General features: G+C 34.3%; 13 protein-coding genes. 11 read left to right on the top strand and 2 right to left on the bottom strand.

All coding sequences use genetic code 11. The annotated features are described in order from the left end of the window. The first annotated feature begins 18 nt into the window (after positions 1–18). From gcvPA to HYQ40_03030, 5 genes are all read left to right on the top strand, one after another. The gene (gene gcvPA, locus HYQ40_03050) at positions 19–1383 is read left to right on the top strand and encodes an aminomethyl-transferring glycine dehydrogenase subunit GcvPA (GenBank protein ID MBZ6526739.1); all 1365 of its coding nucleotides are present in this window, start codon (positions 19–21) and stop codon (positions 1381–1383) included. Further along, positions 1370–2851 (top strand): aminomethyl-transferring glycine dehydrogenase subunit GcvPB, encoded by a 1482-nt coding sequence (gcvPB, locus tag HYQ40_03045; GenBank protein ID MBZ6526738.1) that lies wholly within the window; start codon positions 1370–1372, stop codon positions 2849–2851. Before gcvPA ends, gcvPB begins: the two co-directional genes overlap by 14 nt. 554 nt (positions 2852–3405) lie before the next feature. After that, positions 3406–3927 carry a GNAT family N-acetyltransferase gene (locus HYQ40_03040; protein MBZ6526737.1) on the top strand — a complete coding sequence of 174 codons (522 nt, stop codon included), beginning with the start codon at positions 3406–3408 and terminating at the stop codon, positions 3925–3927. 13 nt (positions 3928–3940) lie between these two features. Further along, positions 3941–4579: a DsbA family oxidoreductase gene (locus tag HYQ40_03035; GenBank protein ID MBZ6526736.1), complete on the top strand. Its 639-nt coding sequence runs from the start codon at positions 3941–3943 to the stop codon at positions 4577–4579. A gap of 28 nt (positions 4580–4607) precedes the next feature. Continuing rightward, a complete protein-coding gene (locus tag HYQ40_03030; GenBank protein ID MBZ6526735.1) occupies positions 4608–5996 on the top strand; it encodes a peptidoglycan binding domain-containing protein in 1389 nt (462 codons plus the stop codon). 85 nt (positions 5997–6081) lie between these two features. Here the strand turns inward: HYQ40_03030 and HYQ40_03025 are convergent, their stop codons facing one another. Further along, positions 6082–7179, bottom strand: a complete 1098-nt coding sequence (locus HYQ40_03025) for an aromatic acid exporter family protein (protein ID MBZ6526734.1) — start codon at positions 7177–7179, stop codon at positions 6082–6084. A gap of 251 nt (positions 7180–7430) precedes the next feature. After that, positions 7431–8417 carry a tryptophan--tRNA ligase gene (trpS, locus tag HYQ40_03020; protein ID MBZ6526733.1) on the bottom strand — a complete coding sequence of 329 codons (987 nt, stop codon included), beginning with the start codon at positions 8415–8417 and terminating at the stop codon, positions 7431–7433. A 379-nt stretch (positions 8418–8796) separates the two neighbouring features. Here trpS and spxA point away from each other — a divergent pair, with 379 nt between their 5' ends. The 6 genes from spxA (at position 8797) to HYQ40_02990 (ending at position 15759) form a co-directional block, all read left to right on the top strand. Then, positions 8797–9195 (top strand): transcriptional regulator Spx, encoded by a 399-nt coding sequence (gene spxA / locus HYQ40_03015; GenBank protein ID MBZ6526732.1) that lies wholly within the window; start codon positions 8797–8799, stop codon positions 9193–9195. Between the two features lie 167 nt (positions 9196–9362). Continuing rightward, positions 9363–10055: an adaptor protein MecA gene (locus HYQ40_03010; GenBank protein MBZ6526731.1), complete on the top strand. Its 693-nt coding sequence runs from the start codon at positions 9363–9365 to the stop codon at positions 10053–10055. Between the two features lie 113 nt (positions 10056–10168). Next, the gene (locus tag HYQ40_03005) at positions 10169–11257 is read left to right on the top strand and encodes a hypothetical protein (protein MBZ6526730.1); all 1089 of its coding nucleotides are present in this window, start codon (positions 10169–10171) and stop codon (positions 11255–11257) included. 70 nt (positions 11258–11327) lie between these two features. Further along, positions 11328–13130: an oligoendopeptidase F gene (pepF, locus tag HYQ40_03000; GenBank protein ID MBZ6526729.1), complete on the top strand. Its 1803-nt coding sequence runs from the start codon at positions 11328–11330 to the stop codon at positions 13128–13130. Between the two features lie 284 nt (positions 13131–13414). Then, positions 13415–14731, top strand: coding sequence for a citrate transporter (locus HYQ40_02995; GenBank protein ID MBZ6526728.1), 1317 nt, complete (start codon positions 13415–13417; stop codon positions 14729–14731). A 35-nt stretch (positions 14732–14766) separates the two neighbouring features. Continuing rightward, on the top strand, positions 14767–15759 hold the full coding sequence (locus tag HYQ40_02990) for an NAD-dependent isocitrate dehydrogenase (GenBank protein ID MBZ6526727.1): 993 nt from the start codon (positions 14767–14769) through the stop codon (positions 15757–15759). Positions 15760–15795: the final 36 nt, after the last annotated feature.

The raw sequence follows: 15795 nt of genomic DNA, 5'->3' as shown, positions 1-15795 counted from the left end.
GCTCTTTAATGTGAAAGGATGAATTATTTGAAAAAGTTTCGTTATCTGCCTCATACAGAGGAAGACAGAAAGAAAATGTTGGATACTATTGGAGTTACATCCGTTGATGAATTGTATGAAGATGTTCCACAAGCAGTAAGAACGAAGGAAGTTATGAACTTACCAAAAGAGTTGAGTGAACTTGAATTACTTAAGCATACTAGACAATTAGCTGGTAAGAATACAAATGCGACTCAAGTGCCGTATTTTATTGGAGCAGGAACTTATGATCATTACATCCCATCAATTGTTCAACCCATTATATCAAGACAAGAATTTTTAACTGCATATGTTCCGTATCAACCTGAGATTAGTCAAGGGGAGTTACAAGCTTTATTTGAGTGGCAGTCAATGATTTGTGAACTAACTCAAATGGAAGTGTCTAACTGTGGTATGTATGATGGTTATAATGCAATTGCTGAAGCAGCTAACTTAGCAATTGGATCTGTCAGAAAATCATCAAAAATCTTAATTTCTAAAGGAGTGAATCCGCAAGGGATTGACACCTTAAAAACGTATGGTTTTGGTAAGGAATACGATATCGAAGAAATATCTTTAAATAATGATACGACAGATATCAATCAACTTAAAGAGCAATTAGATGATTCAGTAGCAGCAGTGATTATTCAATACCCTAATTTTTTAGGTTCAATTGAAGATCTTAAAGAAATAAAAGAAACAATGAGTCACACAAAAGCGTTATTAATTGTATCTGCTAACCCGTTAGCTTTAGGTGTCTTAGAAGCACCGGGTAACTTAGGTGCTGACATTGTTGTTGGGGATGTTCAGCCGTTTGGAGTACCAATGTCTTACGGGGGACCACACTGTGGTTACTTTGCTACAACTAAAAAACTTATGCGTAAAATTCCTAGCCGTATTGTTGGACAAACAAATGATGAAAACGGTCAACGCGGCTTTGTTATGACTTTAGCTACACGTGAGCAACATATACGTCGGGAGAAAGCAACGAGTAACTATAGTTCTAACCAAGCATTATACGCACTCGCATCTGCGATTGCTATGTCTGCTTTAGGCCGAGAAGGAATTGTGGAAATGGCAAGACAAAATATTAATAAATCCCATTATTTAAAAGCTCAATTAGAAGCAAAAGGATTTAAAGTATTGAATAAGTCACCGTTCTTTAATGAGTTTGTTGTTCAGTTAGAACAATCTGTCAAAGAGGTTAATATCGCACTTCATCAAAAAGGCTTTATTGGTGGTTATGATGCATCTGATTCAACCGGCGTAGTGAATTCATATTTACTATGTGCGACTGAGAAACGTACAAAAGAAGAAATTGATGCGTTTGTATCAAGTTTAGTGGAGGTGAATGGCCATGCTTAAAGAATACAATGATTTAATCTTTGAAATTTCACAGCCAGGCCATGTCAGCTATGATCTCCCTGAAAATGACGTACCAACGCATGATTTAACAAAAGACTTGCCAGAGTACTTAATTCGTCAGGATGATGCGAAATTACCAGAAGTGTCGGAACTACAATTAGTAAGACATTATACAGCTTTGTCGACTAAAAACTTTGGAATTGAATCAGGACCTTATCCACTTGGATCATGTACGATGAAGTATAATCCAAAAGTGAATGAAACGATTGCAGCGTTAGATGGATTCAGTCAGATTCATCCACAACAAGAAATGGAAACGGCTCAAGGCGCCCTGGAATTGTTATATAACTTACAAGACCATCTTGCAGAAATTACGGGAATGGATAGTATTTCCTTACAACCTGCTGCAGGTGCCCATGGAGAACTCGCTGCGATTTTAATGTTTAAAGCATTCCATGAAGCAAATGGTGAAGGCGCACAGCGTAAGAATATAATTGTTCCCGATTCAGCCCATGGAACAAATCCAGCAACCGCAACAGTTGCTGGTTACGAATCAATTGAAATTCCATCTACAAGTGAAGGAATTATCGATATTGTAGCCTTAAAACAAGTAGTTAATGAAGAGACAGCGGGAATAATGTTAACGAACCCGAATACTGCTGGTCTATATGAGCGAGATATTCAACAAATTGTAGATATTGTTCATGAAGCTGGTGGTTTAGCTTACTATGACGGAGCCAATTCCAATGCAATTATGGGGATATCAAATCCTGGAACAATGGGATTCGATGCGGTTCATTTGAACTTACATAAGACTTTTACTGGACCTCATGGTGGTGGAGGACCAGGGTCAGGACCTATTGGAGTAAAGGCGTTCTTAGAACCTTTCTTACCTGTTCCTAGAATTGAAAAGGCAGACAATCTGTTTGTGATTAATTCAGAGTACCCTCAAAGTATTGGTCGAATTAAGGGGAACTTTGGTAACTTTGGAGTCAATGTTCGTGCATATTCTTATATTAGAACAATGGGAGCAAAAGGTCTGACTCAAGTTTCTAAAGATGCAGTCCTAAACTCAAATTACCTTAAAGAACGTATCAAAAATTATTATGATGTACCATTTGCTCAGCACTGTATGCATGAGTTTGTAGTGAGTTGTAAGCAACAAAAAACTCAGTATAATGTGAATGCGAAAGATGTTGGTAAACGTCTCTTAGACTATGGTATTCATTCACCTACGACCTATTTCCCGCTTATTGTAGAGGAATGCCTGATGATTGAACCAACCGAAACAGAATCAATCCGAGAATTAGATCAAATTGCAGATGCGTTTATTAATATAGCTAAAGAAATTATGGAAGATCCAGAAAAAGTTAAACAAGCTCCTTACTTAACATCAGTAAGAAGATTGGACGAAACAACAGCTGCTCGTAAGCCAATCCTAACTTACCAAGCAAGTTTACAAAATTAATATGCATAAAAAACGGCAGATAATCATAATCTGTCGTTTTTTCATAGTTCAGTATATGGAACATATCGTTTTGTATTAGTTAAAGTTAGGTGCTTATTTCAATGAGAACGGTTCGGTAACCGTCTTTGAACGCCTACATCTCCAGTACTAATGTGCATACAGTCGTCCTGATACTGTGGTTCCTCACCATTCACTCTTTCATAAGCATAATTTCAGATATTTGAATTAATGCAACATACAATAAAATAGAAAAAATACATTTGAAGAATTATCTATAATTAAAATACGAATAAAGCATATTGGAGTAACAGCGGCGATGAATTCCACGCTGTCAGTGGAATTCTTTCGTTTTCGCACAAGGATAGCTTCTTTAGAGAAGATGAGTTGTTCAAACTACATTTGAATGATGATATATTGGTATATATATTAGAAAAGACTTTTAAGTCAAGCTTTATCATGGTATCAAAGCCGATACTATGGTAAATTAATCCATAAGTAGTTTTATTTACTTAAGGAATAATTAATTAACTGATTACTTAATAAGAGGTGTATGGATGACGATAAGGTTAGCTACAAAGAAAGACTTTGATGAAATAATGGATAATTATTTAATTATGACAGAATATCCAGGACAAGTGGATTCTGGTGCTGGCTGGGTCAATGGTATATATCCTGATGATAATATGATTCAAGATGCTGTTGATAACAACCAATATTATGTCTATGAATTAGACAATACAATAGTTGGTGGAATGATTATTAACGAAGCTTATACAGATGGCTATGAGAGTGTAGAATGGCAAATAGCAGCTCGTGAGGGTGAATTTATATCTATTCATGCGCTGGGTGTTATGCCAACTGCTAGAGGAAAAGGAATCGCAAAGAAACTCGTTAAGTTTGCTCAAGATTACGGGAAGACCCATAATTATAAAGCAATTCGAATCGATGTTTACGGTGTTAATGAAGCAGGGAAGAAATTATATCCATCTACTGGTTTTGTATTAGTCGATACAGTGGAATTATATTACGAGGATACTGGTTTAGCAGAATATTTAATGTACGAATACATCATTTAGGAGGATTATTACTATGAAAATTACAATTTGGTCTGATTTTGTTTGTCCGTTCTGCTACATAGCGGAAGAGCACTTGAGGCAAGCACTAGATATATTTGAAGGAAAAGATGATGTAACTGTAGAATATAATAGTTTTCAATTAGATCCTACTGGAAAGCATAATCCAGACTTAAACTATTACGAGACTTTTTCACAATTAAAAGGAATGCCGAATGAGAAAGTTCAACAAATGATGGAAAGTGTTAAAAACATGGCTAAAGAAGTTGATTTGCCAATTAATTATGACAATGCAAAGTACGCTAATACATTGAACGCACACCGAGTATTTCAATACGCTAAAGTAAAAGGCTTAGGTAATGAGTATTTTACTCGTTTCTATAAAGCTCACTTTGTAGATGGATTGAATCTTGAAGATAGTGAGACAATCGAAATGTTAAGTGTTGAAGTAGGACTGAATCTGGATGAGGTCAAATCTATTTTAAATGATAACCAAGTGAATCATCAAGAAGTTCAACGAGATATTTCCACTGCGGGCTCAATTGGAGTTCAAGGCGTTCCTTTCTTTGTATTTAATAATCAATATGCAGTTTCAGGTGCTCAACCTGTAGAGGTCTTTAAAAATGTATTAGACCAAGTTGCATCAGAATCATAATATCCAATATATACAGGAGGTGGATTTATTGGATAAAATTAGACAATTTCCTAAGCGATATGTCATTATTGCGATTGTAATTCTTTTAACTTTACTGATTTATTTTGTTGGTGCTTTTTACTTCAATTCACATTTTTTACCGAGTACTTATGCAGGGCCTGTTGAAGTTAGTCAGATGACATCACAAAGAGCTGCTGAGGCCGTAGAAGAAGATATTGAAGCAAGTACTTTGATTTTTAACGAAAATGAAAATAATATCGGGTATATAGAATTAAATCAACTAGATATAAGTGCTGAAGTGAATGAGTTGATGTCTCAGTCATTGGATAATCAGAACGGCTGGATATGGCCATTTGCGTTCTTTACTGGGGAAAAAATTGTTAATATACAAGATCAAATTCAAATCAATGAAGATATTGTGGCAGGGCTTGTTCCTAGTTTAGGAATTAATAATGACGATCGAGATCCAACGGTCGATGCTATGTTAGTGAAGAGTTCTGATGGTACTATTAATATTTCTCAAGAAGAATATGGAAATCAAGTAACAAAAGAAACGTTAACTCAAGCTATTATTCAGACAATTGGTAAAGGGAGCGGACAGTTAAATATTGAAGAGGCTTATGTTAAACCTAAGGAATTAACTGAAAGTGACAGCCTGATTCAACGAGCAGATACTATTGAAACAATGAAAGGTACATCGATCACTTTAGAAATTGATGGGAATTCAGTGAAGATACCTCAAGATCAAATTGTATCTTGGATTTATCTGGATGAGGAAAATAACCCACAAGTGGATCAAGAAGCAGTTGAAGAATATATTTTATCCTTAAATGAACAGTATGCAGGTTTATTCTTACCACGATGGTTTAATAGTACATACCAAGGTGAAGTACAGGTTCAACCAGGAACTTATGGATGGTTTATTGATCGTTATGATGAAGCGGCTTTAATTGTTGAAGATATTCATAATGGTGCTCAAGTTACTAGAGAACCGGTCATTGGTGGTAGTGGCTATGGTATGGGGGACTATATTGGTGAAAATTATGTCGAAGTGGATATAGCTTACCAAATGATGTTCATTTATAGGGATGGACAACTTGTGCTCGATACACCAATTGTTTCAGGAATCATTGGTGCTGAAACAGTTCCTGGAGCGTATCAAGTCTGGAATATGGAACGAGATACAGATTTAGTTGGATACAATACAATTACAGAACAAGATTACGTTCAGCCGGTTTCGTATTGGATTGCATTTGATGACCAAGCGCAAGGTATTCATGATGCTGGATGGCAATCTTCGTTCGGAGGAAATGCTTATCAAACTGCGGGATCACTAGGATGTATTAACACACCGCCGGGTATGATGGGGCAAGTATTTGAATTAGTTGAATATGGTATGCCAGTTATTGTATTTTAAGTCAGTTAAATAAATAAAGAGCCATATATAAATTAGCTTGATCTAATTTATATATGGCTCTTTATTTAAATGGAATGTAAATAGTTTAGAAATGTTCATTACCAAGTTGTTCATCTTCATCATGGTATTCAATGTAACGTTCTTTATAGATTCTAATAATATTATTCAGCTTAATCAGAGATTCTTCGTAATTGTAAGTAGCTGACATAATATGAATAACACCGTTACTATCATTTTCATAACTACTATCAGCTTCCAACTCATCCCAAGCTTGATCAAAGAATCGCTTCATAAATTCTAATTTAAAGTCTTTTTGAGAGTGAATATAATTTACTTCACTCGCTGAAACGCGACCACTGAATTTAAGAAGGATTTGTTCATGACCTACCATTAGTGTTTCGATATGCTCACGAAGCATAATGCGCAAATCAACTGGGAAACTTTGGAATACATGATCATTGGAATGAAGTGCGTCCAATAAATCGATGACAGTTTTAGTAGTTTTTATCATCTGACGGTATATCACTAAACGTCTAGCTTTACCCATTCGTTCAGATTTTGAAAATGTCACTTCATTGTTCATCAAATCAAACAAATTAGTTAAAGACGAATATTCTTTTCTGGCCCACTGAATATCTCGATGTAAAATTGAAAAGGTTACATTCTTTCTTAAAGTAGCTCGGATAAATATTAAGACTTCGTTTGTTAGATTGACTAAAGTTGAATAGAAGGGTTTATCATGTTGAGGTGGGTACACTAACCAATTAATGATAAAAGATACAATTACCCCAATCGTTGTTTCTAAGACACGGTATAGGGCAGCTAGGTAGTAATTATCAAGTGAAGACAACATCACTGCTACCACAGTGATGACTGCTAAAGATAAAACATCAGACAAACCTAAGGCATTTAAAACTGCAATTGTTACTACAGCAGCAATACCAATTGCAACTGGATTACTACCTATTGCAAATAACATAAATACAGCCACGAGACCACCGATAATATTACCGACTAATCGACGAGTAAACATATCGAAAGACTTTTTTACAGAGGGCATCGTTGTTGTTACTGCGGCAATCGCAGCTAAAGCTGCACTATTATCTGGAATGAGTAGCATGGATAAGTATGTCGCAAGTGAAATCGCTAGTCCTGTTTTTAAGACCCGCGCGCCAATTTTCATGTTTTTATTCTCCTAATGTAGATTTTAATTAACTTAATATTACTCGTTTTTCAGAAAAATTCAAGAAATAGAGTTAACTAAATATAATGTTACTGATTATAATGAAAATTTGAGTAATAGTAAAGGTTCTTATCGTTATAAAGATATTACAAAAAAGGAAGTATAAATAGGTAATTAGAAAATAAAACAATACGTTCGATTGGATTTAAATCAATCGAACGTATTGTTTCATAGTTAGTAATATAAGAAAGTTAATAAGTAAGACCGATTGCTTTCTCAACACGAGCTAATGTAGTTTCTGCAATAACCGAAGCTTTTTTAGCACCATCATGTAAGATGTCATCTAAATCAGAGCTCGTCAATAAAGTTTCGTAGCGATCTTGAATAGGTTCAAGATTAGAAACAACAAGATCAGCTAAATCACCTTTAAAGTTTCCGTAACCTTGTCCACTATAGTCAGCAACAATTGAATCAATTGATTTACCACTGAAACTTGCATATATTTGGAGTAAATTTGCGATAGCAGGTTGATTTTCTTTGTCATAGTTAACTGTACCTAGTGAATCAGTCACAGCACTCTTGATTTTTTTAGTAATTTGTTTTGGAGTATCTAACATTGATACGAACGATTTCGTATTAGTATCAGACTTACTCATCTTGCTCGTAGGGTCTTGCAGACTCATAATACGTCCGCCTTCTTCAGGAATAAGTGGTTCTGGTTTCACTAATAAGTTGTCACCAAAGCGTGAGTTAAAACGGTCTACAAAATTACGTGTTAATTCTAAATGTTGTTTCTGATCGTCACCAACTGGTACGAACTTAGCATCATATAAGACGATATCACCTACCATTAATGTAGGATAAGCAAGTAATCCAGCATTGACTGCTTCTTGTTTTGTTGCCTTGTCCTTAAATTGAGTCATACGTTCTAATTCACCTAAACCAGTCATACACTGGATAATCCAAGCGATTTGTGCATGAGCAGGGACATCAGATTGAACGAATAATATAGCTTTATTTGGATCAATTCCGATGGCTAAGTACAATGCAGCAAGTTGACGGGTCATTTGTTTTAAAAGTTTAGGATCTTGTGGGACTGTGATTGCATGTTGGTTTACCACAGAATAAATAGCATCATAAGAATTTTGTAAATCAACGAACCCTTTCATTGCACCTATATAATTTCCAATTGTTGGTATCCCAGAAGGTTGAACTCCCGAAAAAACTTTTTCTTTCATAAAATAGCCTCATTTCAAATGTTAAATATTTCTTAAATTATAGAATTATTATAACGTACTTATTGAAAAAGGACAAAAATAAAAATAATTAATAAGTTGTAAGGCCTATCATATTAATCATAGTTCGACTTTGTGAATTGTTGTTAAAAACTTAATAATACGATAAGACAACATTAGAAATAAAATTGATTTTATCATTTAGAAATGCTATAATGATAAACATAAAGCGATACAAATTGTGAAAACACATTAGAAATAAAGTGTAATTTTATTGTCTTTGTATCAATTTATTTTTTCACAAAAGAGCTGCTAGTGTACTAAACAGGGGCCGCAAAGTTTAATATAAACTTTGTCTTAAATTGAAAGGAGCAACTATATTATGGTTACTTTATACATCACTCCAAGCTGTACTTCATGTCGAAAAGCTCGCACATGGTTAGAAGAAAATGAAATTCCTTACGAGGAGCGTAATATTTTTACTGAGCCATTATCAACTACAGAAATTAAGTCAATTTTACGTATGACAGAAAACGGAACAGAGGATATTGTCTCTACACGTTCAAAAGCATATTCTGAATTAGATGTAGAATTAAGTGAAATTCCTTTAAATGATTTCTTTGGTATGATCCAAGAAAAGCCTGGGCTATTACGTCGTCCGATTATCATTGATGATAAACGACTACAAATTGGATATAACGAAGACGAAATTCGTCGTTTCTTACCACGAGCAGTTCGTGCATTAGAGTTACAAAAAGCACGCGCATTGGTTAACGAGTAAAACCTATAATTATAACTATGACCGATTATCTCATAATCGGTCTTTTTTTTGTTTCTTTTACTTGAAACATGACATTCTGATTGGTATGATAACGTCACACTATTGAGTTGTATATTGATAGATAACTCGTATAATAGAGGTAAGTAGATTTGAGGAGGTGTACGGATATGGAAATGGAACACATTAATGAAAATTTAATTAAGGTGTTAATACGACAGGAAGATTTGGAAGAGCGTGGAATAGACTTTTTAGATTTGATAGGTGATCAATCGAGTATTGAGAGCTTTTTCTACTCGATATTAGAAGAGGTAGATGTTGATAAGCATTTTCAAGGCTCAGAAGCTGTCACTTTCCAAGTAATGCCTAATCAAAATGGTTTAGAATTATATATAAGCCGAACAAATTTTGATGAAATGGATGAAATATGGGAAGATGAATTAACAAAACATCTCATAGAGCGTAAACGAAAAATGAATGATAAAAAATCAAACCAAGATGAGAATAAATCAGAAAAAACAATTTTAGATTTATTTGATAACCAAGATAAGAACAAAGATGCTGAAATCAAACAATCTGTTGAAGGTGAAATTATAAAATTCGCTAACTTAGAGGATTTTCTTAATTTATCACGAGAAGTAACTACCGATTTAATTCATGCTGATCTTTATCATATGAATTCAAATTATTTCTTAGTAATTGATTTTGTCGATTCTTCAATTGTTGAGGAGTATGCATACAATAAACTATTAACAATGCTTGAATATGGTGAGAAAGTCAAAGTGACTGAGTCAGTACTCCAAGAACACGGTGAAGTGTTAAGAAGTAAAGATGCTTTGAAATATTTTGGAGAGAATTTCTAAGACTATATTAAAGAGCCAACTGGATTTATCTGGTTAGCTCTTTTTTTTAACAAAAATTTAATAATGGAAACAGCCTTTTTTTGTGTATTTATACATGAAGGAGGAATGATAATATGTTAGTCGCTGTATCAACAGAAGGTGAATTAATTTACGCAAGTGAAGTTAAATCAAAGTATACAAGTACAACAGAGTTCTATTGTCCACACTGTTCACAACGTGTATTTTTTAAAGTTAGTCATAGGGGAAAGTCATTTTTTAGCCATCTTACAAAATGTAATCATAACGAGTCACGGATAAAGCCTCTTGAAACAGAGGAACATTTACTTGGTAAAGAGATAATTTTAAGTGAGTTACAAAGTGTCGATAATCAATATGTTCAATCGGAGTTCTTTTTTTCACAGATTAACCAACATGCGGACGTTTTTGTTAAAACAACGGGACATAGTATAAACACAATAATATTTGAATTTCAGCGTTCAATTATACCGGCACATGAAGTATATTTGAGGAATTATAATTATGAACAAGAGGTTGATCAAGTTCATTGGCTAATTGATTACCATGCAACTAAAAAGTTACAGATAAACCAAAGATGGATACAGACAATGTTAAATTACTGTGCAGATGACGGATTTCATCTTAAGCTATTGGATTTACACAGTAAGGAGATTGTTATTCAACATAACTTACCTGTAATATTCAAAAAGGATAATATTGAATATAAAGAAAGAAGAGTAACTTTAGAAGATTTTCAGAAAATTAATAGAGCAAAGAATAGTCATAGCAAAATAATTAGAGTATCAAGTTCAAAAACTAAAGAAAAACAATATTTCCGTCAGCTAAACAGCATAACGAACAGTGAAACATATCGACAGAATATATACCTATTATATCAACATGGTACAATTTTGGCTGAGTTGCCAAAGTGGGTATTTATAGATGAGTGGCAAATATTAATAACAAAAACACCAAGTTGGTTAGTTTTTTCATGGATATTGACATTGCTTAAACAGATGAATGGCACATTCAATACTGAGGAATTTACTGAAAAAATTAGAACATGTACTGAAATCCAATTAGCTGATACGCCACTCATTCATGAAGATGTATATTCAATCTTATCAATGTCGATTCTAGTATTGTTTATGAGAAAGGGAATAATCGAAATGAAAAGTAAACACATATGGATTGTAAAAAATTAATTCATCAAATTGGTTTAGAAAAACGGCATATGATACACTAGTCTTATGATTTTTAACAAGGGGGATAACGATGACAGAATCAAAAGTAAAAGCAAGAGAACAAATTGATGCGAAAGATCAATGGGATTTAACGCCATTATTTGCGTCAGATCAAGAATTTGAAGATGGTTATGTTAAGGCCGAAAAGAATTTAGATAAGATCACATCTTACCAAGGTAAGCTTGATGAAAATGCAGAAACACTTAGTGAAGCCATTGATACTTTATTAGATTTAGGACGTGAAGTTTCTAACTTAGGTGTGTATGCACATTTGAAAAATGATCAAGATCAAACAAATCCGATATATCAAAAAATGAATGCGCGAACTGATCAACTTTATTCTAAATATAGTCAAGTTACTTCATATTTCCGACCAGAGTTACTAGCAATAGAAGAAAATCAGCTTCAAGAAATGATTGCTAAAAACGATAGACTTCAAGAATTAGGGCAATTTATTGACGATATTGCACGTAATCGTGAACACGTATTACCGCCAGAACAAGAACTTTTATTAGCAAGTGCTAGCGAGGTCTTTGGTGGAGCAACACGTATTTTTGGTTACTTAAATAATGCTGACTTTCAATTTCCTACAGTTAAAGATGCTGAAGGTAACCAAGTTCAATTGACTCATGGTTTATATGGTAAATTGTTAGAAAGTACTGACAGACGTGTGAGAAAAGATACGTTTGAAGGATTCTATTCAGTTTATAAACAATTTGAGAATACATTAGCTCAAACATTAACAACTGAAATTAAAACTCATAATTACTACGCTAAAGTAAGAGGGTTCGAGTCAGCGCGAGCAGCTGCCTTATTCAAGAATAATATTCCAGAATCAGTCTACGACACATTATTAGATACTGTAAGTACGCGTCTTAACTTATTACACCGTTATGTAGATTTGCGTAAAACATTACTGAATATTACTGATTTAGAAATGTACGATATGTACACACCATTACTTGGAGAACCTCCAATTACCTTTACTTATGAAGATGCGAAAGAAATCACATTAAAAGCTCTTAAACCTTTAGGTAAAGAATATTTAGAAATTATTCAGAATGCTTTTGATGACCAGTGGATTGATGTTTATGAGAATAAAGGTAAACGTAGTGGAGCTTATTCATCAGGAACTTACGATAGTAAACCTTATATTTTATTAAATTGGCAAGATACCATTAATTCATTATATACATTAGTTCATGAACTAGGCCATAGTGCTCATAGCTATCTAACACACGAGAATCAACCTTATGAATATGGAAGTTATTCAATATTCTTGGCAGAAATTGCATCAACAACGAACGAAAACTTATTAACGAATTATCTGTTGAAAACGTATGAAGATAAAGAAGTTCAACGTTATGTTCTTAATCATTTCTTAGATGGATTAAAAGGAACAGTTTTCCGTCAAACACAGTTTGCAGAGTTTGAGCACTTTATGCATGATCAAGATGCGAAAGGACAGCCTTTAACAGCTGAGTTTCTTTCAGAAAGTTATAAAGAATTAAACGCTAAATATTACGGACCTTCTGTGAATTCAGATTCAGAAATTAAGAACGAGTGGAGTCGTATACCTCACTTCTACATGAATTACTATGTTTTTCAGTATGCAACTGGTTTTGCTGCAGCGACTGCTTTTGCTGATCGTATTGCAGAAGGTGATTCTGAAGCATTGAGTAGTTATTTAGGCTTCCTAAAATCAGGTAAAAGTCAATACGCGATTGATACTATGAAGACCGCTGGTCTAGATATGACCCAATCTGATTATATTGAACAAACATTAGATGTATTTGAACAAAGATTATCTGAGTTTGAAGCACTATTAGACTAAATCCTTTTATGATGATACGCAGTAGAGAGTTATAATACTTTCTACTGCGTATCATATTTTTTTACGTAAATTAAGCACATATAAAAATATATATAATTTGATAAAGTAATATTATTCAATAAGAATAGGATGAATAATACATTTTTAACTAGAAGTTATAAGTAAAAACAAGAGCGAGCTTGTCAAAATTAAGTAAGTTATATATAATTAAATAATAATTAAAATTAGATGTTATAATCACAATTTCTTCATCTAAAATTAACATGAAATAAAGAGGTGTTTAAATGGTTGCTACGATGGGATATTCGTTAATAATTGTTTTCATGATTTTAATCATGTGGAAAAAAATCTCGCCATTTGTTGGGTTAGTTTTTCTACCAATTATATGGGCGATAGTGGGCCAACTGCTTGGTCTATGGAATATTGATATTGGACAAGCTGCGATGGATGGTCTGATGACTACTGCGCAGACAGGTATTATGTTATTTTTTGCAATTTATATGTTTACTATTATGATTGATGCGGGGCTATTCGATCCATTGTCCAATGCAATGATTCGCTTTGCTAAAGGGGATCCATTGAAAGTGATGTTAGCTACTGTAGCTTTAACTGCAGCAGTTTCATTGAATGGTGATGGAACAACAACAATGATTATTGTTTGTACGGCTTTTGTACCGATATACAAACGATTAAATTTAAAGATGTTAGATTTAGCTGTACTAACTATGACATCACATTCAATAATCAACTTACTACCATGGGGTGGGCCAACAGCACGTGCGATTGCTGTTATGAATGTAGATGAAGCTGAGGTTATGCGAGGATTAACACCAATGATGATTGCCGGTGTGATTTACATGTTTATTGTTGCTTATGTTATTGGACGTGGTGAACGTAAGCGTCTAGGAGTAGTAAATTTATCATCTAATGATTTAGAGAAATTAATGGTAATTGAAGATGAAGAAACACTTGAAATTCGTCGACCTAAAAATGTTTGGATAAATGCTATTATTGTTTTTGTGGCAATTGGTTTACTAATTGCAAACGTTGTGCCATCTGCTATTATTTTTATGGTTGGGACAGTGATTGCTTTACTTGTTAACTATGGTTCGATGTCTCTTCAAAAAGCACGAATTGATAATAACGCTAGTGAAGCGAATCAAGTTGTTATGACTGTGTTTGGTGCGGGGGTATTCATGGGAATACTACAGGCTACAGGTATGAATGATGGGATTGCATCAAGTTTAATTGCTGTGGTACCAGAAAGCTTGAGTCGCTTCTTTGGAATTATCGTTGCTCTAATATCAGCTCCTGGTACTTACTTCTTACATAACGATGCCTTTTATTATGGTATGATGCCGATCTTAGGAGAAGCGGGAACTGCTTATGGGTTTACAAATTTAGAATTAACATTTGCTTCATTAATGGGGCAAGCATTCCACTTATTCAGTCCATTAGTACCTTTCGCTTACGTATTATTAGGTATGACGGGAGTAGAGTGGGGCGAGTGGCAGAAAAAAGGTTTGGTTGTGTCACTAGGAATCTTTATTATTTTTGTTATAGTTGGAGCATTTACAGGTGTTATGCCAATATCTCTATAAATAATAATATCTAGAAAACGAAGGGAGCAATTAGTGTGAATATTACATTAATACCAGGTGACGGGATTGGTCCCGAAATAACTGAAAGTGCACGGAGTATAGTTGATGCATTAGACTTAGGCATTCAGTGGGATGTTGTTGAGGCTGGAGAAGCAGTTTATAATAACTCTGGTGAGTTGATACCTAATGAAGTGTATGAAAGTATTGAAAAGAATAAAGTTGTTTTAAAAGGGCCAATTATGACACCCATTGGAACAGGTTTTAGAAGTGTCAACGTATCATTACGTAAAAAGTACGACTTATATGCTAACATTAGACCAGTAAAAAGCTTAGGTACAGTTCCTTCGTTGTTCGAAGGGCTTGATCTTATACTCTTTAGAGAGAATACTGAAGATTTATATGCTGGTGTGGAGAAACAAATTTCAGATGATGAAGCTCACAGTATAAAAATAATTACTCGTTCTGCCTCAGAGCGTATAGTGCGTGAAGCTTTTGAGTATGCAGTGAAGAATAATCGTGAGAGCGTGACAGTGGTTACGAAAGCGAATATTATGAAATTAACAGACGGACTATTTCTAAATGTCGCCCGTGAAGTAGCGAAAGAATACCCATCAATGTTATTCAAAGAGATTTTAGTTGATAACATGGCTATGCAATTAGTTATTAATCCAAGACAATTCGATGTTATCGTTACCGAAAACTTATACGGTGATATCTTGTCAGACTTAATGGCTGGATTAATTGGTGGTCTAGGTTTGGTTCCAGGCGCTAATATTGGGAATGATATTTCGATATTCGAAGCTGTGCACGGATCTGCACCTGATATTGCAGGAAAAGGTGTAGCGAATCCGACAGCACTTCTATTAGGCGTATGTCAGATGTTGGACCATATTAATGAGAGCGACGCAGCTGAACAATTAAGAAACGCATTAGACGTTGTTTTAAGCGACTCAACAAACTACACAGGTGATCTTGGAGGTAGCATGTCTACGAAAGGATTTACTGAAGCAGTCATTCAAGCGCTGTAAAATTAAAATTAAGTAGAGAAAGAAGTAGTTATATAA

This window comes from Aerococcaceae bacterium DSM 111021 (assembly GCA_020112395.1).
Lineage (GTDB): Bacteria > Bacillota > Bacilli > Lactobacillales > Aerococcaceae > Ruoffia.
The sequence above is the reverse complement of the archived record's forward strand: the minus strand, read 5'-3'. Positions and strand labels throughout refer to the sequence as shown.